We start from the raw sequence: 20,934 nt of genomic DNA, 5'->3' as shown, positions 1-20,934 counted from the left end.
ATGTAAAGTAAAGTAATGCGTAACCTTTGGATATTTTTAAGCAGATATAACGCATTTTTCTTCTTTTTAATTTTTTTCTCAATAGGTATTTATTTAACCCTTACCAATAATGATTATCAAAAAAGCATTACTTTAAATTCTACAAATCAAGTAGTTGGCACTGCCTATGAAAGATTAAATGTTTTTAAAAGGTATTTATCGCTTGGATCTGTTAATGATAGTTTAGCTTTAGAAAATGCTAAACTTAAAACAGAATTAGCTGGTTTCATTAACCCTGATACACTAAAAAACATCACTTTTAAAGACACTTTAAACAATAAACAGTATTCATTTATCGCTGCTAGAGTAATAAAAAACTCTATTACCTTGCGAAATAATTATATCACAATTAATAAAGGGTCATTGCAGGGCATTGAAAAAGGTATGGCAGTTATGTCGGCCAATATGGGTGTAGTTGGGTTTATTGATGATGTTTCTCCAAATCTTGCCAGAATCCAATCACTTCTTCATAAAGAAACCCGAATTAGTGTTGAGATGAAAAAAAACAATGTATTGGGTGCTTTAGTTTGGGGCGATGGAAATTTCGACTTTAGACATGCCTATGTAAAAGAAATTCCAAATCAGTTTAAAATATTTAAGGGTGATACAATTGTAACTTCTGGCGCAGGATCATTTCCAAAAGGAATTCCTGTAGGTAAAGTAACCAATGCATCAGTGCCAACAGGCGATAATTTCATGAGTTTAGAAATTGCTTTATTTAATGATTTTAGTACGTTACAATATGTGTATGTTATTAAAAACAGTTTGGCTAAGGAGCAATTTGAATTAGAAAATAGAAAACCAAATGAACAGTAAGCTTATCATTGTAAATGTCCTTCGCTGGTTTATCTTGATATTTATTCAAGTGTTCCTATTAAGAAATATGGCGTTCTATAATCTGTCGACGCCATTTATTTACATTTTATTCATCATGTTATTGCCATTTAGTACGCCAAATTTTCTATTGTATTTATTGGCATTTTTAACTGGTTTAACATTAGATGCATTTTATGATACCCTTGGCGTTCATACTTCGGCCTGTGTAATGCTGGCTTTTATAAGAATATTATTTATTTCAATTACGGTTACTCGAGACAGTTTTGATTCACCTGAACCCACTTTAGGAAATATGGGATTTAAGTGGTTCATTTTATTTACTATTACCTGCATTCTATCTCATCATCTAATTGTATTTATTTTGGAAGCTTTTAAATTTGCTGAAATAGGCTACACATTAATGCGTTGTTTATTTAGCAGTTTATTCACTTTAGGGTTAATTGTCCTAACAGAGTCCATCTTTTACAATAAAAGCACCTAATGAATAATTTATTTAACAGAAAATATATAATTCAAGGTTTAATCCTTTTAACCTCATTAATATTATTAGGTCAACTTTTTTACATCCAAATTTATAGCGATAAATACTTTGTTTCTGCGAACTCAAACGTTTTAAGAAAAATTTATATGTACCCCGCTAGAGGGGTAATTTTAGACCGCAATAATAAAGTCCTTGTTCAAAACGAACCCGTTTACGACCTAATGGTTATCCCAAACGATGTTAAGAATATAGATACCTTGGCACTTTGCTCAATTCTAGATATTTCAAAAGAAGATTTCATTAAACAAATGCATAGAGCAAAAATGAAATCTAATTACAGACCAACACCATTTTTAAAACAATTATCTGTAAATACCTATGCAGCTCTAATGGAAAGATTGTTTCTTTATCCAGGATTTATGGTTCAACCAAGATCTATTAGGGTTTACCCAGACAGCGTTGGCGCTCATATGCTCGGGTATGTAAGAGAAGTTGACACAACTGATATTAGAAAATCAGATGGTTTTTACAGGCCTGGCGATGAAATTGGCCGTACTGGAATTGAAAGAAGTTACGAGACTATTTTAAGAGGTCAAAGAGGTGTTAAAAACATGCTTTATGATGCTAAAAACATGCCTCAAGGCAGTTATCAAAATGGAGAATTTGACACCGCAGCCGTAAATGGGGAAAGGTTAATTTCTTCTGTAGATATTCGCTTACAAAAGCTTGGAGAGCAATTAATGCAGAATAAAGTTGGGAGTATTGTTGCTATTGAACCATCAACTGGAGAGGTTTTAGCTTTTGTGAGTAGTCCTGGTTATAACCCAAATAAATTGGTTGGAAAAAACTGGGGTAATTATTACATGGAATTAATGGGAACTCATAGTCCACATAACATCCGTCCTATTCAAGGTAAATATTCTCCAGGATCAGCATTTAAACCCTTAGATGCACTTATAGCTCTTCAAAATGGGGTAATAAATCCGAGTACAACATTTTACTGCCCACATTATTATAAGGCAGGTAATCATATAGTTAAATGTGAGCATTACGATGGCAATATTGCATTAAGTATGGCATTGGCAAGATCATGTAATACATATTTCTGCTATATTTTTGAAAAAATGCTAACCAAGGATGGTTTTAAAAACCAACGTCAAGCCTACGAAAAATGGCAAGAACAAGTTAGAAAATTTGGTGTTGGAGATACATTGGGTATAGATATTCCATTTGAAAGAACAGGGAAACTTTTGAAAAAAGAAGATTACGACAAAATGCACAAAAGCAGATGGGGTTATACAACTGTAATTTCTTTAGCGATTGGACAAGGTGAAGTAAGTACAACTCCCTTACAAATGGCAAATATTATGGCAATTATTGCTAATAGAGGTTATTACATAAAACCTCACCTAGTTAAAGCTGTAGGTGATAAAAAATTAATCAGAAAAAAATACACAGATAAACATTACGTTGGAATAGATAAACAACATTTCGAATCTGTAATTGCGGGAATGGACGATGCTGTAAATAAACCATGGGGTACAGCTATTCAATCAAGAATTCCAGGAATTCCAATGGTAGGTAAAACCGGAACTGTGCAAAACTCAAGAGGTAAAAACCACTCCGTTTTTATTGGTTTTGCACCAAGAGATAATCCAAAAATTGCCGTTGCTGTTGTCGTCGAAAATGGAGGCTACGGAGGTACTTATGCAGCTCCAATGGCTAGTTTTATGACCGAATTATATTTAAGGGATAGTATTTCTGCTTATAAAATTCCACAGCTAGAGAATATGAAGGCAAAAAATTTAATGCCAGATGTTTTTGTTAAAATTCCAGCTAAACCAAAAACTGTAGATACTCCAACTAATAAACAAGCTATAGCTCCAGCTACAGCTCAAACTAAAAATAAAAAACCAAATTTAACTGCTCGATAACATGAATCAACATCAAAGCAATAGGTTTTTTTTTAATGTAGATTGGATAACTATTCTAATTTATGTAGCACTATGTGCTATAGGTTGGGTAAATATTTATTCAGCAGTTTATGGCCCAGAAAAAGCTGATGAGTTTTTTAGATTTTCATCTACTTATGGAAAGCAATTAATATTTATTCTTTTAGGACTGGTATTAGGTTTATCTATTTTATTATTTGATGCCAAATTCTTTAGCGTCTTTGCCCCTATAGTTTATGGAACAACATTAGTTTTACTTTTACTAGTATTATTAATTGGAAATGAAGTAGGCGGAAATAAAGCTTGGATTGCTATTGGTTCATTTAAATTACAACCTGCAGAATTCGCAAAATTTGGTACCGCATTATTATTAGCCCGATATATCGGAAATTTTAATCCTAAATTAAATGATATTAAATCAATTTTTATTGCAGGATTAATTGTTGGAGCGCCTTTACTATTAATTTTACTACAACCCGATGCTGGGTCTGCATTGGTGTTTCTTTCATTCCTTTTTCCACTTTATAGAGAAGGGTTGTCTGGTTACTTTTTACTGGTTTTATTAGGCTTAATCGTATTATTTATCGCCGCCTTTTTAGTTTCATTTAAAATTTTAATCCCTTTAATTTTAGCTGCAGGAGGGTTAATAATTTATTTAAATAAGAAAAGAAGAAATTATATTATTACGGTTGTTTTAATCTGCTTAGTTGCTATAGGTTATTTGTTTTTTGTTAAAGCAGCGTACAATAATATTTTAAAACCTCATCAACGATCAAGAATTGAAGTTATATTAGGCTTAAAAAGTGATCCAAAAGGTGTTGGCTATAATGTTATTCAATCTAAAATAGCAATTGGTGCCGGACAAGCTACTGGAAGAGGTTTTTTAGAAGGTACACAAACTAAATTCGAATATGTTCCCGCTCAAAGTACTGACTTTATTTTTTCTACAATCGGTGAAGAGTGGGGCTTTGTAGGAAGTTTAGTAGTTATTGGTTTGTTTACTATCCTCTTATTAAGAATTATAAATCTGGCAGAAAGACAGCGATCTACATTTAGTAGGGTTTATGGCTATTGTGTGGCCAGTATTCTGTTTTTCCACTTGTTTATTAATATAGGGATGACTATTGGTATTGTCCCAGTTATTGGTATTCCACTTCCATTTATTAGTTATGGTGGATCTTCTTTATGGAGTTTTACTGTGCTTTTATTTATTTTTCTAAAATTAGATTCCAATAGAATGGGATTCATGTAAATAGTACATATTTATTTAAGTCCGACTAGAATACCAAACATTTAATTCAGTTGAAATACGATTGGAATAAAAATCTTTATCCATTTAGATTAAAATTTCTTTAAAATTAATCTCCAAAGAAAAATGGCAAATATTTTGTATTAGATGATATACACACAAAACTTAACAACCATGAAAAAATTAACCCTACTATTAATTTGCATTGCTACACTAGGTCTAGCTTCATGCGAAAAACAAACTATTGTAAACGAAACTGCAGGAAGTAAAACCTACATTCGGGATATTCAGCCTACCCAATGGAAACTAAGTAATGATGGGCTAACTTATTCAGCAGATTTAAGCATAAGTGGTATTGATCCTTATCATATTCAGAATGAGGCAACTTTAGTTTACTTATCCTATACACCTACTCAAAATAGCGCAACTAGTTATATTCAATTGCCTTTTGTATATAATGTAGATTCTTATAGTTATGAGGTTTATAATGGCGGACTTACCATTGATATCCAAAGTTCAGATTTTCAAGATAGGGCGCCTATTAGACCCAGCGGAGCGGTAAGAGTAAAAGTAGTTCTTGTACCGTCAGATTACGTTAACTAAAAGTATTTAAAATCCTCTCAACAAGAAATTGAGGGGATTTATTACTTAACAGGTAAGCAATACTTAAAAGCCTGAACCTTTATTATGGGATTAATATACATCAAATATGATTATTAAAATAACCCCCATCAGTAAATGAGGACAAGCAAATACTCGTTTACTTATAATGCTATATACTTTTTTATATCGATACGAATTATATCTCCTATTTGAATTTTTCCAAAATCAACATGCATCATGGTGAGCATGAGTCCATTTCGTTCTATTAGAACTTCTTCGGCACGCCCTTGGAAATTGATCTCAACAACCCTACACTCAAAAGCGTTAGGGCTATCTGAAACTTGAATCCACTCTGGATAAATTATTAGCTGATTTTCCGACACCAAATTCAAAAATTTGGCAAATTCCGGTTCAATTATATTAGCCTGACCCAAAAGTTTCGCAACTTGAATATTTCTAGGATTATTGTAAACTTCTTCTGGACTGCCTGTCTGAATTACTTTCCCTTTATCCAAAATCACCAATTGGTTTGACATACTTAACCCATCTAATGGATCATGAGAAACTAAAATAACATTAATATTGCGCTGCTTAACAATCGCTTTTAAATCCCTCCTAAGTTGGATCTTTAAAAGAGTATCTATTTGGCTAAAAGGTTCGTCAAGCAATAAAACATCTACATTAGTAACGAGGGCTCTTGCGATCGCAACGCGTTGTTGTTCCCCACCACTCAATTCTATTATACGTTTCGATTTTAAATGGCTGATATGAAGTTGTTCTAAAACAGAAGTAACTGCAGACCCTTTATATTTTAGGTCGCGGTTAGAAACCATGGCACCAATATTATCGTAAACAGTAGCGTAAATATTTAAATTAAAATCCTGCGATACCATTTTCATATTTGGATGCCCAGGTATAAGTCGCTCATCAGGACCTAATACTCGCAAATCATCATAGTAAATAATACCTGAATCTAATGCTAAAGTACCATAAATACATTTTAATAAGGTAGATTTTCCCGAGCCACTACTACCAATTACCGCTGTAATTTCTCCTCTATCTATCTGAAAAGAAACATCCTTTATCCCACCTAGCTCCCCTGTATAAAATTTACTAGCCTTGTCTATTCGTATTATTGGTTTTTCCACATACAAATATAAAGCTTAAGGGTTGCAATTCAGGAATTTTATAATCTGCCATTTCTTTAAAAAAAAATCCTGTTGAGATTCTTCAACAGGATTTTAAAATAATGATTGTAAATGAATTAATTTAAGCCAAAAGTTATACCAAAGCTCATATTTTTCAACCCTTTTTGAGCAGTACTTTCGAACATATCATTGAAGTAATACTTAGCAAATATTCCTGTACTTCCATAACCTAATCTAACTGTAGCTCCATATCTAAATGGTTGGAAGTTATAATCGTCTTTAAATTTTTCTTTCCCACGCTCATCACTTATCTGTTTAACTTTTCCACTTAAAAGAAAAGCTATTTCAGGTCCAAATACTGCATAAAATCTATTTCCTCTATCGTCTTCATTGGTTCTTAATTCAAAATTCAATGGAATGTGTAAATAGCTGCTTGAAAATCTATTTTTTGAAAATAAAATTGGCTCATTTATATAAGTTAAATCTGGTTTGTTTTTCTGAATGGTGATTGGTTTTTTTAAACGAATTAAAGTCCAATCAAAACCACCAGCTAAGTAAAATTTAAAATTAGAATTTACTCTATAACCCAATTGAAAAACATCAAATGATACTGTGCTTGTTTTAGAGGGTTTATAACTTAAAAAATCGTTTGCTGGAGATAAAGAAAAATCACCATTATCAATTAATTTAGAGAAACCTAAATCAAATCTTGTAAAAGTAAATCCACTTATAAACTTACTTGAACTATTGTTGTTTTCAATGGTATCTCTGTTGCTGTGAAATTTTATTGTAAGACTTCTTCTTTCCCTTTTTAAACTATCCAATTCATTGGCTTTAGCTTCAATAGATGCACTTACAAGCCCACTTGCAAGTAAAACAGTTGCAATTAATGTCTTCATGATATTTGATTATTATATTGTGCGTTAATATTATTTCTTTTTTGAATTAAATTTTAAGAATCCTATATTGATCCCTATGATAGACGATTCGTCGTCCTCTGTTTTAAACTTAATAGCTTTTTGTTCTCTTTTATCAATTTTACCTACTACGAAGTTTACTAAATCACCCACATTTCTAATCGCATTATTAGCTGGTCCATCTTCCTCCGGTTTATCATTTAATGCAATAACTTCAGTATTAGCTTGAGCAAAAACAACCTCATTAGTAGAGTTTACTGGTAATTCAATCGTGTTTTGTTGTGCAAGGACAATTTCTGATTCAATCTTTTGCTTTGGTAAAACCTCCACAATTTCTTGTGTTTTAGCCGCAGGTATAACTTCCGTTTTAATTTGTGTTTTTACATCAGATCTTACAACCTCTGAAGATAATACGGGCAAATCAATCACGTCATTCTTTGTTGGTTCTTCCAATTCGGGAATGTTGGGTTTAATTTCAGTTATATTTTGCTGATCATTACCTGAAGAAAGTTGAATTTTATCTTCTTTAAACAATAAGTTGATGGTAATTAATGCCACAATTGATGCAGCTGCCATCCACAATAAAGATAATTTCTTAACGTTTTTCCCCTTTTTATTTTCGGGATTAATTTTATCCCATAGATCCTTACTAGGCTCTATTTCAGCATTTTTAAAAACATTTTTAAAAATTTGATCTAATTCTTTATCCTGTATAGGTTGCATAGCGCATTCCCTCCATTTTTAAAATTTCTTCTTTTAATATACTTCTGGCTCTACTCAATTGAGATTTACTTGTTGCTTCAGAAATACCCAAACTTTCTGCGATTTCTTTATGTGAAAAACCTTCTATCACATACATATTAAAAACAATTCTATATCCTTCAGCAAGTTTTTGAATTAGCTTTAACAAATCTTCCATTCCTAAATTATTCAAATCAAATCCTGTAGCTGGTAGATCATGAACTTCTTCTATTTGAACAACATTTAAAGTACGCGTATTCTTTCTATAGCTTTCAATTGCTGTATTAACCATTATTCTCCTTATCCATCCTTCTCCCGAGCCTTCATTTCTATAAGCATCCAAATTCCTAAACACCTTTACATATCCAGTTTGAAGAATATCTTCTGCTTCCATTCTATTTTTTGCATATCGCATGCAAATTGCCATCATTTTTGAAGCAGTTTGTTTATAAAGCAGTTCTTGCATTGCACGATTTCCTGCTTTACATCCAGCAATTAATTCTTCAATGGTTATTGGTTTACTCACTCTCATTTTCTGTGTTATTATTAAGACTGAGGTAGGCTATAAAAGGTTGCATGATGTACAACTTTTATTAAGAAAATTTATTTTTTGTCCTTTGTGAGTTTTATGGTTTCTCTGTAGGTGAGAAAAAAGGAGTTAGAAAAATCCATTTTTTTAGCATTAGGACTATGAAGATCAAATATAGGTTCAATTCTCACATCTAAAAACAGATTTGGTAATAAAGCTTGTTGATAGGCATATCTTATCAACAGTAAAGATCTTTTTGGCTCAGCATAATTTGGAAAATCTATATCAGACGAAATAGATTGATAAATTGGGGTACCTTTTAATGAAATAAAACTATTTCCATTCCAGTAGGAAGTAATAATTGTCCCATATTTAGAATCTAAACCTAAATTAAGCCAATAACCCTTTCCTTTTTCAAAAATTTGAACAGGTTGGGGCGACATATCTTTATAACCTACCCAATAATTTTCGGTAAAAACTCTACTAAAAGTTTTATTATTAGAAATAGGCAATTCCAATTTTAAGCCAATAGCTGCATTAACCATGGTAACCAATGGCTGTGATGGTTTAATATCTATTTGTCCACCCTTGTGTTTAACCATAAACTGCAAAGGTAAGCTAAATTTAAACTGATCTTTTTTAACAATATTAAAATCACTAGTTAATCCGCCAGAAATTTGTTCTTGTTCTGTTGAATTTTTATAAATCATCTTCTCCCAAGAGATCCAAGCATTTAAATTATAATTAGGTTTATCAATTTTAAGTTGAGTTCCGTATTCTATTGGATTGGTGATTCTTCGTTCTAAATCATACAAAGGTTCAATATATTGATGCTGAACATTTCCTTCTAATGATCCAAATATTAATTTTAAGTTGTTTTTGTGATATTTCACATTGAATAAAGGCTTTGCATCATTTAAACCTCTATCACCAAAGTCTTTTCTTAAAAAAGCACCTACACTAATCTGTAAATTATCGTTGGCTATATATTTTAATTGAGGTTCTAAAATAGATCCAAATAAAGTGTATCCATCTTGGAATGCGTTAAAATATTCATAATTACGCACAAAATTGAAATTATTTATATCTAGATAAAGGTGATTCGCCTTTAAAGAATCTGATGAGTTACTAATGAAAACTGAGTTATTAAATTGAGCATTAACCGTATTTAGGTTATAAAAAAAGACAGATAAAATAATAATAATAATAAAAGATTTAGTTTTCATCATATACCTTTTTTAATTCTATATCTTTTATAAATTTTTACTGCCATCATAATTAATATGGCGAAAAGAAAGAAACCTAATACGCCATATATCCAGTTTACACCACTTTTTAAAATCGCCATAAACACTATAGCTACTAAGAACAAAGTAGCTACTTCATTCCATAATCTAAGTTGATCGGAAGAAAATTTAAATTTATGATTACGTAATTGTTTCATTATATTTTGACATATAAAATGATATACCAATAACAATAAAACGAAGGTTAATTTAACTTGCATCCAGGTTACTTCTAATAATCCCGGATTTAAAGTTAACATAGTAATTCCTGCAACAACAGTTAATATCATTGCAGGAGTGGTAATAATATTCCAAAGTCGAGCTTCAATTTTCACAAATTCCTTTTGCAGAATTTGCTTTTCAAGCTCGGGTCTGTCATTTGCTTCGGTATGGTAAATAAATAATCTTACAGCATAAAATAAACCAGCAAACCAGCTCACCACAAATATGATGTGTAATGCTAGAACATGATAATAATATTCCATACCTAGAAGATTAAATTATTTTAATATCTAAACTCTTTTACAACTTCAACGGCGTATTTTACATTATCAAAAGGAATGTCTGGCATAATACCATGCCCTAAATTAAAAATAAACCCTTTTTCATCTCTCATTCTTTCGAACAACTGAATAATGGTCTTTTTAATCACCGCTTTATCGGCATATAAAACATGTGGATCTAGATTTCCTTGAACAGCAATTCCCGAAGGTAAAATCTTTTTAATATTTAAAAGATCTGCATTCCAATCTATAGAAATAACATCAGGTTTAGCTTCTGCCATCATAGGTGCAAAAACTGAACTTCCTTTACAGAATGAAATAATAGGAATATCTTTTCTATTTAAATTCGATATAATTTGTTGTATATAACGATGTGAAAATTCATTATAATCGTTCCAAGCTAAAGATAACGCCCAACTATCAAATATTTGTAAGGCATTTACACCTGCCTCAATTTGCATATTTAAATAATCTGTAGTTACCGCAGCAATTTTCCCTAATAATTTATGAGCAATATCAGGATGATTATGAATAAGTAATTTAGTTTTCTTGAAATCTTTAGATGAACCACCTTCTACTAAATAACTCATTACAGTAAATGGAGCTCCAGCAAAACCAATTAAAGGAATAGAACCATTTAATCTTTGTTGAACAACTTTAATTGCATCTGCAACATATTGTAATTTTGGCAAAACATCAATATCTAATTTATCAACATCTGCCATAGATTGTACTGGATTTGAGAATTTTGGTCCAACCCCTTGTGTGAAGCTTAAATCTCCACCCATTGCTTCACCAGTTACTAAAATATCAGAAAATAATATAGCTGCATCAATACCTAATAAATCTACAGGTAGCATGGTAACATCAGCTGCAATTTCAGGAGTTTTACACATCTCAAGAAATGAATACTTGTTTTTGATTTCCCAGTATTCTGGCATAAAACGACCTGCCTGACGCATCATCCATACAGGTGGACGTTCAGTAGATTTTGAAAATGCTGCGTCTAAAAATAAATTATTCTTCATGATATTCTTTTATTTCTTAGTAATTAGATTACTAACTTAATTTGGATACTTGTTTTTCTATTCTTTGTATTAATTCATTGGCTTTTGATGTAGTAGCCAACTCTTTTGCATGTTTCAAATAAACATTAACCCTTTCAATATCCTTATTTCTTAGGGCTAAGTTTGCTAAATGAATCATAACGTATGCCTTATCATTTTTCCCACCTAAAGGGAATTTGCTGGATATTTGAAAATGATATTCAGCCGCCGCAAAATCTTCTTCTTGTAAAGCGATATTTGCTAGCATAAACTCATAATACCCTCTCCTATTTTTAGCTAATTTATCTGGATTAGGTACTTCATTTAAATATTTTTGCGTGTTCTCGTAATCTTTATTTTTAAAATATTTTGAAGCTAACAATACAGAACTGTGTCGGTAATGACTCCAAAGAATAAAGAAAAATAAAAAAATTGAGGCAGCTACTAATTCTAATTCTCTATAAAAACCGAATGTAATGGCTGCCACAATGGCAAATCCTAAAAGGATATATCTAACAAATGCTGAGTACATTAACTATCCGTAAATTTATATCCAACTCCTCTTATTGAATGAAAATAAACCGGATTCTTTTGGTCAGGCTCAAAGTATTTTCTGAAAGTTAAAATAAAATTGTCGATTGTACGAGTTGATGGATAAACATCATAATTCCAAACTGTTTCTAAGATTTGCTCTCTAGAAACGGCTTCATTTTTACGTTCAATTAATAATTTCAATAACATAGTTTCCTTTTTAGTTAAAGGAACTACAGTACCGTCATCTAATTTTAGTTCGAATGAATTAAAATAAATTGTTTTATCTCCAATTTTATAAGAATTAAGTTCTTTTAAATCATCAGATTTTAAACTTCTTTTAACTAAAATTCCCACACGAAGAATAAGTTCTTCTAAATTAAAAGGTTTAACTAAATAATCATCAGCACCCTTTTTCAAGCCCATTACTCTATCTTCGCTGGTATTTTTTGCAGTTAAAAATAAAATTGGGACTTCAGTGTTTTCCAATCTAATGGTTTCACATACTTGGAAACCATCCATTTCAGGAAGCATAACGTCTAAAATTATTAGATTAAAGCGTTCTTCTTTAAAAACTTTTAAAGCAGTTTTACCATCCTTTACAGCATGAACTTTATATCCTTCTAATTCAAGGTTTAATTTGATAGCGTCGAGTAAATGATCCTCATCCTCAACTAAAAGTATTCTTAATTTTTGTGACATATTATTAAAATGTTACTTCAAAAATAGTACCCTGTGGTACATTATCTTTCACAACTATCTCAGCGTCGTGTTGTTGTAATACCTCTTTAACAATAAACAAGCCAAGGCCTGTTCCTTTTGTTCTCCGAGTATTTTCTGCCCCCACTCTATAGAATTTATCAAAAATAAACATCTTTTCCTCATCAGAAATGCCTGTTCCATGATCTGCCACCACAAACACTACCTTGCTGTCAATTTGGCGCAATGAAACATTTACTTCTGCACAAGGTTCGGAATATTTAACCGCATTTTCAATTAAATTGGTAACTACAGACGCTAAAGTAAATGCATCACCATATATTTTAATATTGGGTTCAATATCTGCTTTTATAATCTGCTGGGTATTACAAGAATGTAGTTGTAACCTATCCGATATTCTACTCACCAATTCCGAAAAATCTACCTCAGCTTTAGGAAATGTATAAGATCTATTATCAATTTTAGTCGCTAATAGCATATTCTCTACTAACGTATCTAATCGTTCTATATCTTTCAAAGAATTATTCAACAAAGAAGTTTGCATTTCCCTGTTTAAATCTCTTTTTACTAAAGTCTGTAATGATATTTTTATAGCTGCTAAAGGCGATTTTAATTCGTGGGTAACAGATAACAAGAAATTTTGTTGCTGTTCCTTAAGTTTCCCTTCTTTAATTATAGATTTTCTAATAAAATAAGCACCTATAATTAATAGGAATAAAAACACAGAACCTTCCCCTACCACCATAGCAACTCGCTGGGGTTGTAACCTCATTACAAGAGATCCCCACGAAAACATCTGGGTTAATGCATAAAAAATTAATGCATAAAATATGATGATAGATTTTTTCAATTCTATTTCCTAAAAACTATGTCTAATGAATCAAAAATAGCACGTTTAGCTTTTTCTAAATCTATTTTGGTATGTGCACTAGAAACGAAGCCTACTTCATAACCAGAAGGACCAAAATAAATTCCTCTATTTAATAACTCTCTATGTAAAACCTTATATTTTTCCATACTTGCCGGATCAATTTCTGCTGCAGTTTTTATGGCAGGGTTATCTGAAAAAGCAAACCAAAAAATTGAACCAACATTAAAAACTTTAAATTGATAATTTCTTGCAGAAGCAAATCTTTGCAAACTCTCACAAAATTCTTCAGCTTTTTTATTTAAGTCTTTATAAAAACCTGATTTTGAAAGTTCAGTTAATTGAGCAATTCCGGCCGCCATAGCTACAGGATTTCCAGACAAGGTACCACCTTGATAGACGCCACCATCTGGAGAAATCATTCCCATAATTTCTGCTTTACCACCAAACATACCTACAGGTAATCCTCCACCTATAATCTTTCCGTAAGTTACTAAATCTGGAACCACATCGTAATAAGCTGCAGCACCTTCAAATCCTAGCCTAAATCCAGTTATAACTTCGTCAAAAATTAATAAAGCTTTGTTTTCTGTACAAATTTCACGTAAGGCATGTATGTATTCTTTATCTTGAATCAATAACCCGTTGTTAGCTGGTATACCTTCAATAATTACTGCTGCAATATCTTCTTTAAATGAGGCAAATGCTTCTTTCAGTGCATTTAAATCATTTAAAGGTAAAACCAATGTTTCATTTGCAAATGCTGGTGGAATTCCTGCTGAAGAAGTTTCACCGAAAGTTACTAATCCAGATCCAGCCTTAACTAATAAAGAATCAGTGTGTCCGTGATAACAACCTTCAAATTTTATAATCTTATTTCTACCAGTAAAACCTCGGGCCAATCTAATAGCAGACATAACTGCTTCTGTTCCTGAACTGGTGAATCTAATTTTTTCTACAAAGCTATTATTTTTAATAATTAACTCTGCTAATTCATTTTCTAAAGCGGTTGGAGCACCAAAACTCATTCCGTTTTGCATTACAGAAACCACCTTTTCCCTAACTTTAGGATGGTTATGACCCAAAATTAAAGGACCCCAACTTCCACAAAAATCAATGAATTGATTATCATCTGCATCCCAAATTGTACAACCATCACCTTTAGAAATAAATAATGGAGTTCCATAAACAGATTTAAATGCACGAACCGGTGAATTTACTCCACCTGGAAAATAAGTTTTTGCCTTCTCATATAGCTCAGCAGATTTAGCTCTAGAAATATCAGGTTTTGAGCTCGAATTAACTGGCAGTTCTTCTTCGTTATTTGAAAATATTTTCTTTATAGAATCTAGCATGTTTTCTTTATTATAAAAATAGGTTTAAACCTATTAAATCCATTTATTTTGTATAGCTTCTTTAGCATGATAGGTTAAAATAGCAGTTGCTCCTGCTCTACGCATCCCCATTAAAATCTCACCAACTGTTCTTCCTTCATCTAACCACCCATTTTGAACAGATGCTTTTACCATTGCATATTCACCACTTACATTGTAAGCCGCAATAGGTAAATCGAATTGCTCGTTTAATTGTTTTATGATATCCAAATAAGCAAGAGCGGGCTTAACCATTAAAAAATCAGCTCCTTCTTGTGTATCTAACATAGCCTCTATTAATGCTTCCTTACTATTCGCAGGATTCATTTGATAAGTCTTTTTATCACCTGCTTTTGGAGCAGATTGAAGCGCTTCTCTAAAAGGCCCATAAAATGCACTTGCATATTTTGCTGTATAAGACATGATAGATACATTTGAAAATCCATGTTGATCTAATACATTTCTAATGTATCCAACTCTACCATCCATCATATCTGATGGAGCAATAATATCAGCTCCTGCATGTGCCTGAGCTAAAGCCATTTTTCCTAAAATTTCTAAAGTCTCATCATTTAAAATCTCACCATCTTCAGATACTAAACCATCATGACCATCACTACTATATGGATCCATTGCCACATCTGTAACAATGCAAGCCTCTGGAAAATTTTTCTTTACTGCTTCAATTGCACGTAAGTAAAGTCCGCCGTTAATATAAGCTTGAGAAGCTGTTTTATCTTTTAGATGCTCCTCAATATTTGGGAATAAATCAAATGCTTTAAGCCCTATATTTAAACAAGATTCTACTTCTTTTAATAAATTATCAATTGAATATCGATAAATCCCTGGCATAGAAGCAATGGTTTCTTTCTTTTTTTCACCATCTACAATAAACAATGGAAAAATCAAATTAGATGCTTGAACATAATTCTCCTGAACCATGTTTCTTATCACAGCTGATTTACGATTCCTTCTTGGCCTATTTAACATGCTAAAGTTTTCCATTTCTAATTAATATCTATCCCAAAAACTGTTTCCGCTAATCCCATTTCATCTGGCGAAAAAGGTAAAATATATGGTGTTCCCATCTCTTCTAATTTTTTTCCTGTTGATGTTCCAATTGCTATTACTTGTTGACCAGGGTCTAATAAATTTTCAGCAAAATAAGCTTCTACATTAGATGGACTAGTAAAAATTAAAACTTCGGCAAACGTTGGGTCAACCTCTTCCTCTAATACTGTTTCATAAATTGGTAAGTCGACAATAGTAACCGTAGAAGGCACTCTATTTTGGATACTCTTTAATGAATCTTGTGCTCTTGCAAACAACACCGTTTCGTCAGTCAAAATACTTGCAAATTCATCTCCCACTTCCTTCATATCTACACCTTCACCAACAAAATCAGCCATCTTTCCATGGGCCCTTAATGCACTTTCAGATCCTCTACCAACCACACCAAATTTAGTTTTCTTAGAAAGCTCTGGATGAAGATTGAAAAAATAATCTACCCCATTTCTACTTGCAAAAAACACCCAATCTACATTTCTTAAGGTAAATGGATCTAATTTGGTAACAATAGGAGTAGTTTTAATTAAGGAACGACCCTCAATTTCAATATTATGTTTTTCTAATGCTTTTCTGAAATAACTATTTTCACCAATTTCTCTAGAAATAAAAACGGTTGATGGTCTCTTTCTCGAAGCATTGAATTTTGAATGAATATACTCAGCAGCCCCTTCTAACTTTGAAGTGCGATAATAAAATCGATCTGGAAACTCTTCGTCGTCATCCGCTTTTGATGTCCATATTTCGTATTCATCGCCATCTTTCTTGCAATAACAACCAAGAGGCATATGACAACCGCCTTCGAACAAATTAAGCACTTTGCGTTCTACAGCAATTTCTTCTGCAGTTGCTTTATTATTTATTTTTTGAAGAAGATCGAACAATTCTGTATCCTGCTCTCTTATCTGAATACCTAACGCCCCTTGAGCTGGAGCTGGAACGATTTCTGAAACGCTCAATACCTCTACATGAAACTCACTTAAATCGATATTTAAACGCTTTACACCTGCATGTGCAAGCATAATAGCATCGTAATTTTCGTCTCTAAGTTTAGAAATTCTTGTCGGCACATTACCTCTTAGATCTTCGATATTTAAGTCAGGTCTAATCGCTAATAATTGAGCTTTTCTTCGGTTTGATGAGGTACCAACCTGTGCGCCAGTTTTAAGAGAAAGGGGTTGAGTAATATCTACACAATCCTTTAATATCAACAATAATTCTGATGCTTCTTCTCTTTCTGGAACTGCTGCAATTATTAATCCGGGTGGATTTTCTGTTGGTAAATCTTTGTGCGAATGTACCGCTAAATCTATTGACCCATTAAGTAGTTCTTCTTCTAATTCTTTAGTGAAGAAACCTTTACCCTCTAATTTATCGAGTCTTAAATTTAATATTTTATCACCTTGGGTTTTAATGATTTTTAGCTCAGCTTCGACGCCAATTTCTGCTAATTTAGATTTTATATGATTGGCTTGCCAAAGTGCTAAATCACTGCCCCTAGTACCTATAATTAAAGGTGTCTTCATTCTCTTGTTGATATCTAAAATTGATGTTTAGAATTTTTTAAAATTCTAAAACAAATATAATTATAAGAAAGTATATAAGACGAGAAGGTCTATTTGTTATTAACTAAAATTTCTTTAGCTATACGCATAGGGACACTAATGCATTTTTTCTCCATGTAGTTTAAAACTCGCTCTAATATTTCTCTGGAATTATCGTCCATTGAATTAATCTCGTTAGCAAAAACTGCATTAATAGCGGTATGCTTTATTTCCTTTATTTTTTGTGGAACATCACTCATAGCCAATTCAATTCTGCGCTGTTTTAATACCAGCTCAAAATCTTTAATATTATCAGCTATAATCTGTTCAGCATGAACCAATTCATCGTAACGTTCTTGAATATTTTTACGTGCAGTTTCTTTTAAACTTTCAATTTCAATATAATGAATAGAATTATTAGAAACTACTTCAGGATCTACATCATTTGGTAATGCTAAATCAACAACTACCTTTTTATCTTCTTCCCCATTCAACAATTGCGCATAAATTTCTGGTGTAATAATATGCTCTGTAGAACCAGTACATGTAATTAGAACATCAAATCCTTTATTAAAGTTTTTTAATTCACTTAAAGGATATGCTGTACCATTTAGAACCTTAGCTAGAGATTCTGCCTTCTCAAATGTTCTATTGAAAATTGAAAAATTTGAATATTTATGTTTCTTTAAATACTCAGCAAGATTTCTATTGGTTTCCCCTGCTCCAATAATTAATAATCTGCTATTACTACAAGTATTTAATTGCTTTAATTTTCTATAAGCCAGTGAAACTACAGAAACAGGATTTCTTGAGATTTTAGTGTTTGTATAAACTTCCTTTGCAGTTTTTACAACCCTATCCATAATAACACGTAAATAATCGCCTGTAAAACCTTCAGCTTTACATTGTTCATATGCTTTACGTAACTGTGCTAAAATCTCTTTTTCCCCCACCACTAAACTTTCTAACGAACACGAAATTCGCAACAAATGATTAAAAGCATCTTCTCCTTCAAATACTGAAACCTGATCTATAAAACGCTCCAAAAACTCAGGCGGTAAGCCTAAATCCAATGTATTTAAGAAAGTATGGATAAAATTATTATCAATCGCCAAATTTGAAGTAAAAACAAACTCAACGCGATTGCAGGTAGCCACGTAGAAAATTTCTTTAATATTAAGTGAAGCCTGAATATTACTCAACCTAGTATTTAAAGACTGATCACAAATAACTAGCTTACCTAGTGATTGTAAATCAATCTGTTTATGTGTAAATGCGATTACCTTTAAATATTCCAAGTTAAACTCCGTATAATTTTTCTTTCTGCAAATGTACTCACCACAATTTGCTCATCTGTCATTAAGCTGTAATTAAGATTAATTTAGAAAGATTTTAAATAATGAAAACCTATCTAAATTATTGTTCTATTATATAAAAACAGTTAGTTTTTGAGTCAAATTGAGTATTAAATAAATGGTTCTTAATTATAATTAACCAAGTTTTTCAACCCAATTTCCATCTTCTTTTATCAAGTCGATTAGTTCATCTAAAGCATTACTAGAATGCACCGACTTTTTAACCACCTCTTTGCCTCTATAAAGGGTTATTTTATCTGGTCCAGTACCCACATATCCGTAATCTGCATCAGCCATTTCGCCTGGCCCGTTTACTATACAACCCATTATCCCAATTTTCACACCCTTTAAATGATCAGTTCTAGATCTTATCATTTGAGTGGTCTCTTGTAAATCGAAAAGTGTTCTGCCGCAGCTTGGGCAAGATATATATTCAGTTTTACTGATTCTTGTTCTAGTAGCTTGTAAAATACCAAAACAGGTGCTGTTTATTTCTACAATATTTTGAGGATTACTCAGCCAAATTCCATCTCCAAATCCATCTGTAAACAATGCACCAAAATCTGTAGAAGCATATAATTTTACATTTTCCAACAACAAATCACTTTGGTAAGTTCTCTTGATAATAACAGGAAAATCTAATTGATGATTTTCAAGAGCAAGGAAAAATGCTCTTTGTGCTGCCATTCCATGTGAAGATTCAGTAGACAATACCAAAACAATATTTTTTCCTTCAGTCTGATAATTTTTCAGATTTGAAAGTTCCAAATCATCATTCGTTGAAATTTCAATAAAGTTCAAATGCTCATCCCAAACATGATTAACGTCTATTTCCTTAGCATTAAAAATTGGATAACAATTTTCCTTGTCTTCTATTTCCAACCATGTTTTGTAGTTATAAACTTGCTTTAAATTACCTGGTAAAGTAAATGAAGGTAAATTATCTCCTAGAAATACAATATCTGCTGCCTGATCACTTAAATTATACTTATCTAATAAAGCACTATAATTATAACCCAAACTAGTTAACATGTATGGATCTTTAAGGTTCTCACCAGAAATATCAATACAAACAACTGGAGGAATTGCCCCACCGATATTTAATACCGAGTTAGTTTTACGTCTAGTATAATTGAAAGGGCTATAATGTACATTTTCACTTTGATCATTTAATATTTTCGATTCAACTTTCTTGGATTCAGTTGACCTCCTAACATATCTATCAACCAAAGCCCGCGCCACAGGAATTTCAGCTTCAGGTTCTTCAGTTAAAGAAACTCGAATAGTATCGCCCAGGCCATCCTCTAATAATGTACCTATTCCAACCGCCGACTTAATTCTTCCATCTTCACCATCACCGGCTTCAGTTACACCTAGATGCAATGGGTAATTCATATTTTCTTTAACCATAGTTTGAACCAAGAGTCTATAAGCTTGCACCATAATTTGGGTATTGCTAGCTTTCATAGAGATAACCAAATTATGAAAGCTTTCTGCTTCACAAATCCTAATAAACTCCATGGCCGATTCCACCATTCCTTCTGGTGTATCGCCATAATGGCTCATAATTCTATCAGATAAAGAACCATGATTAGTTCCAATGCGCATCGCCGTTCCATATTCTTTACAGATTTTAACTAACGGCGTAAATTTTTTCCTAATTCTTTCCAACTCAGCTTCATAGGCTGAAGCTGTATATTCAATCTCCTCAAACTTCTTTTTATCGGCATAATTACCAGGATTAACCCTTACCTTTTCTACTATCCTAGCGGCCAATTCTGCTGCATTAGGTGTGAAATGTATATCAGCAATTAAAGGTACATCATACCCTCTTAGTTTTAGTTGTTTCTTTATTTCGGCTAAATTTTCGGCTTCCTTAATACTGGGCGCAGTAATTCTAACATATTCGCAGCCCGCTTCTACCATTCGTATGGTTTGCTCTACAGTAGCCAATGTATTCATGGTATCTGTAGTTGTCATAGATTGCACTCTTATAGGGTTATTTCCACCCATAATTATTCCACCTACATTTACTTCACGGGTTAAAAATCTCGAATAATTATTCAGATCATTACAATAACCACCTTTTAATTTTTGATTAGAAAACTGCTCCATTATTGCAAAGATAAACAATAACCTACATCAAG

Annotated in this window: 20 protein-coding genes; 5 read left to right on the top strand and 15 right to left on the bottom strand. The window is 32.2% G+C overall.

Going from position 1 to position 20,934, the window contains the following annotated elements; all coding sequences use genetic code 11:
* The first annotated feature begins 15 nt into the window (after positions 1-15).
* The 5 genes from mreC to VRU49_RS06710 all read left to right on the top strand — a co-directional run bounded on the left by mreC (position 16) and on the right by VRU49_RS06710 (position 5,161).
* Entirely contained in the window at positions 16-855 is an 840-nt protein-coding gene (mreC, locus tag VRU49_RS06730; protein ID WP_330146018.1) for a rod shape-determining protein MreC, read from the top strand.
* Positions 856-922: 67 nt separating this feature from the next.
* On the top strand, positions 923-1,357 hold the full coding sequence (locus VRU49_RS06725; RefSeq protein WP_330146017.1) for a rod shape-determining protein MreD: 435 nt from the start codon (positions 923-925) through the stop codon (positions 1,355-1,357).
* Complete coding sequence (gene mrdA, locus VRU49_RS06720) at positions 1,357-3,291, top strand: penicillin-binding protein 2 (RefSeq protein ID WP_330146016.1); 1,935 nt, start codon at positions 1,357-1,359, stop codon at positions 3,289-3,291. Before VRU49_RS06725 ends, mrdA begins: the two co-directional genes overlap by 1 nt.
* Position 3,292: 1 nt before the next feature.
* On the top strand, positions 3,293-4,561 hold the full coding sequence (rodA, locus tag VRU49_RS06715) for a rod shape-determining protein RodA (protein ID WP_330146015.1): 1,269 nt from the start codon (positions 3,293-3,295) through the stop codon (positions 4,559-4,561).
* Positions 4,562-4,732: 171 nt separating this feature from the next.
* On the top strand, positions 4,733-5,161 hold the full coding sequence (locus VRU49_RS06710) for a hypothetical protein (protein WP_330146014.1): 429 nt from the start codon (positions 4,733-4,735) through the stop codon (positions 5,159-5,161).
* Between the two features lie 161 nt (positions 5,162-5,322).
* Here VRU49_RS06710 and VRU49_RS06705 read toward each other — a convergent pair whose 3' ends face one another.
* From VRU49_RS06705 to ispG, 15 genes are all read right to left on the bottom strand, one after another.
* Complete coding sequence (locus VRU49_RS06705; protein WP_330146013.1) at positions 5,323-6,309, bottom strand: ABC transporter ATP-binding protein; 987 nt, start codon at positions 6,307-6,309, stop codon at positions 5,323-5,325.
* 116 nt (positions 6,310-6,425) lie between these two features.
* Positions 6,426-7,208, bottom strand: a complete 783-nt coding sequence (locus tag VRU49_RS06700; protein ID WP_330146012.1) for an outer membrane beta-barrel protein — start codon at positions 7,206-7,208, stop codon at positions 6,426-6,428.
* A 30-nt stretch (positions 7,209-7,238) separates the two neighbouring features.
* A complete protein-coding gene (locus VRU49_RS06695; protein WP_330146011.1) occupies positions 7,239-7,949 on the bottom strand; it encodes a hypothetical protein in 711 nt (236 codons plus the stop codon).
* Entirely contained in the window at positions 7,930-8,499 is a 570-nt protein-coding gene (locus tag VRU49_RS06690) for an RNA polymerase sigma factor (protein WP_330146010.1), read from the bottom strand. The genes VRU49_RS06695 and VRU49_RS06690 overlap by 20 nt, the downstream gene beginning before the upstream one ends.
* Before the next feature lie 71 nt (positions 8,500-8,570).
* On the bottom strand, positions 8,571-9,725 hold the full coding sequence (locus VRU49_RS06685; protein WP_330146009.1) for a hypothetical protein: 1,155 nt from the start codon (positions 9,723-9,725) through the stop codon (positions 8,571-8,573).
* Positions 9,722-10,267, bottom strand: coding sequence for a protoporphyrinogen oxidase HemJ (gene hemJ, locus VRU49_RS06680; protein WP_330146008.1), 546 nt, complete (start codon positions 10,265-10,267; stop codon positions 9,722-9,724). Before hemJ ends, VRU49_RS06685 begins: the two co-directional genes overlap by 4 nt.
* Before the next feature lie 20 nt (positions 10,268-10,287).
* A complete protein-coding gene (hemE, locus tag VRU49_RS06675) occupies positions 10,288-11,313 on the bottom strand; it encodes a uroporphyrinogen decarboxylase (protein WP_330146007.1) in 1,026 nt (341 codons plus the stop codon).
* 31 nt (positions 11,314-11,344) lie between these two features.
* Complete coding sequence (locus tag VRU49_RS06670; RefSeq protein WP_330146006.1) at positions 11,345-11,863, bottom strand: hypothetical protein; 519 nt, start codon at positions 11,861-11,863, stop codon at positions 11,345-11,347.
* Entirely contained in the window at positions 11,863-12,564 is a 702-nt protein-coding gene (locus tag VRU49_RS06665) for a response regulator transcription factor (protein WP_330146005.1), read from the bottom strand. The genes VRU49_RS06670 and VRU49_RS06665 overlap by 1 nt, the downstream gene beginning before the upstream one ends.
* Before the next feature lie 4 nt (positions 12,565-12,568).
* The gene (locus VRU49_RS06660) at positions 12,569-13,432 is read right to left on the bottom strand and encodes a sensor histidine kinase (RefSeq protein WP_330146004.1); all 864 of its coding nucleotides are present in this window, start codon (positions 13,430-13,432) and stop codon (positions 12,569-12,571) included.
* Positions 13,433-13,434: 2 nt separating this feature from the next.
* Complete coding sequence (gene hemL, locus VRU49_RS06655) at positions 13,435-14,805, bottom strand: glutamate-1-semialdehyde 2,1-aminomutase (protein WP_330146003.1); 1,371 nt, start codon at positions 14,803-14,805, stop codon at positions 13,435-13,437.
* A 33-nt stretch (positions 14,806-14,838) separates the two neighbouring features.
* Positions 14,839-15,828: a porphobilinogen synthase gene (gene hemB, locus VRU49_RS06650; RefSeq protein WP_330146002.1), complete on the bottom strand. Its 990-nt coding sequence runs from the start codon at positions 15,826-15,828 to the stop codon at positions 14,839-14,841.
* Between the two features lie 2 nt (positions 15,829-15,830).
* Positions 15,831-17,414, bottom strand: a complete 1,584-nt coding sequence (hemC, locus tag VRU49_RS06645) for a hydroxymethylbilane synthase (protein ID WP_330146001.1) — start codon at positions 17,412-17,414, stop codon at positions 15,831-15,833.
* Positions 17,415-17,503: 89 nt separating this feature from the next.
* Positions 17,504-18,730: a glutamyl-tRNA reductase gene (gene hemA / locus VRU49_RS06640; RefSeq protein ID WP_330146000.1), complete on the bottom strand. Its 1,227-nt coding sequence runs from the start codon at positions 18,728-18,730 to the stop codon at positions 17,504-17,506.
* 192 nt (positions 18,731-18,922) lie between these two features.
* Positions 18,923-20,902 carry a (E)-4-hydroxy-3-methylbut-2-enyl-diphosphate synthase gene (gene ispG, locus VRU49_RS06635; RefSeq protein ID WP_330145999.1) on the bottom strand — a complete coding sequence of 660 codons (1,980 nt, stop codon included), beginning with the start codon at positions 20,900-20,902 and terminating at the stop codon, positions 18,923-18,925.
* Positions 20,903-20,934 lie beyond the last annotated feature (32 nt).

Source organism: Pedobacter flavus, assembly GCF_036324285.1.
In the GTDB taxonomy this organism is placed as follows: Bacteria; Bacteroidota; Bacteroidia; order Sphingobacteriales; family Sphingobacteriaceae; genus Pedobacter; species Pedobacter flavus.
The sequence above is the reverse complement of the archived record's forward strand: the minus strand, read 5'-3'. Positions and strand labels throughout refer to the sequence as shown.

Coding starts and splice junctions, on each gene's coding strand:
- VRU49_RS06700 (WP_330146012.1), bottom strand. CDS start 7,208: ATGAAGACATTAATTGCAACTGTTTTACTTGCAAGTGGGCTTGTAAGT.
- hemE (WP_330146007.1), bottom strand. CDS start 11,313: ATGAAGAATAATTTATTTTTAGACGCAGCATTTTCAAAATCTACTGAA.
- mreC (WP_330146018.1), top strand. CDS start 16: ATGCGTAACCTTTGGATATTTTTAAGCAGATATAACGCATTTTTCTTC.
- VRU49_RS06695 (WP_330146011.1), bottom strand. CDS start 7,949: ATGCAACCTATACAGGATAAAGAATTAGATCAAATTTTTAAAAATGTT.
- VRU49_RS06685 (WP_330146009.1), bottom strand. CDS start 9,725: ATGATGAAAACTAAATCTTTTATTATTATTATTATTTTATCTGTCTTT.
- rodA (WP_330146015.1), top strand. CDS start 3,293: ATGAATCAACATCAAAGCAATAGGTTTTTTTTTAATGTAGATTGGATA.
- VRU49_RS06690 (WP_330146010.1), bottom strand. CDS start 8,499: ATGAGAGTGAGTAAACCAATAACCATTGAAGAATTAATTGCTGGATGT.
- VRU49_RS06670 (WP_330146006.1), bottom strand. CDS start 11,863: ATGTACTCAGCATTTGTTAGATATATCCTTTTAGGATTTGCCATTGTG.
- hemJ (WP_330146008.1), bottom strand. CDS start 10,267: ATGGAATATTATTATCATGTTCTAGCATTACACATCATATTTGTGGTG.
- VRU49_RS06665 (WP_330146005.1), bottom strand. CDS start 12,564: ATGTCACAAAAATTAAGAATACTTTTAGTTGAGGATGAGGATCATTTA.
- VRU49_RS06725 (WP_330146017.1), top strand. CDS start 923: ATGGCGTTCTATAATCTGTCGACGCCATTTATTTACATTTTATTCATC.
- VRU49_RS06710 (WP_330146014.1), top strand. CDS start 4,733: ATGAAAAAATTAACCCTACTATTAATTTGCATTGCTACACTAGGTCTA.
- mrdA (WP_330146016.1), top strand. CDS start 1,357: ATGAATAATTTATTTAACAGAAAATATATAATTCAAGGTTTAATCCTT.
- ispG (WP_330145999.1), bottom strand. CDS start 20,902: ATGGAGCAGTTTTCTAATCAAAAATTAAAAGGTGGTTATTGTAATGAT.
- hemL (WP_330146003.1), bottom strand. CDS start 14,805: ATGCTAGATTCTATAAAGAAAATATTTTCAAATAACGAAGAAGAACTG.
- hemB (WP_330146002.1), bottom strand. CDS start 15,828: ATGGAAAACTTTAGCATGTTAAATAGGCCAAGAAGGAATCGTAAATCA.
- hemC (WP_330146001.1), bottom strand. CDS start 17,414: ATGAAGACACCTTTAATTATAGGTACTAGGGGCAGTGATTTAGCACTT.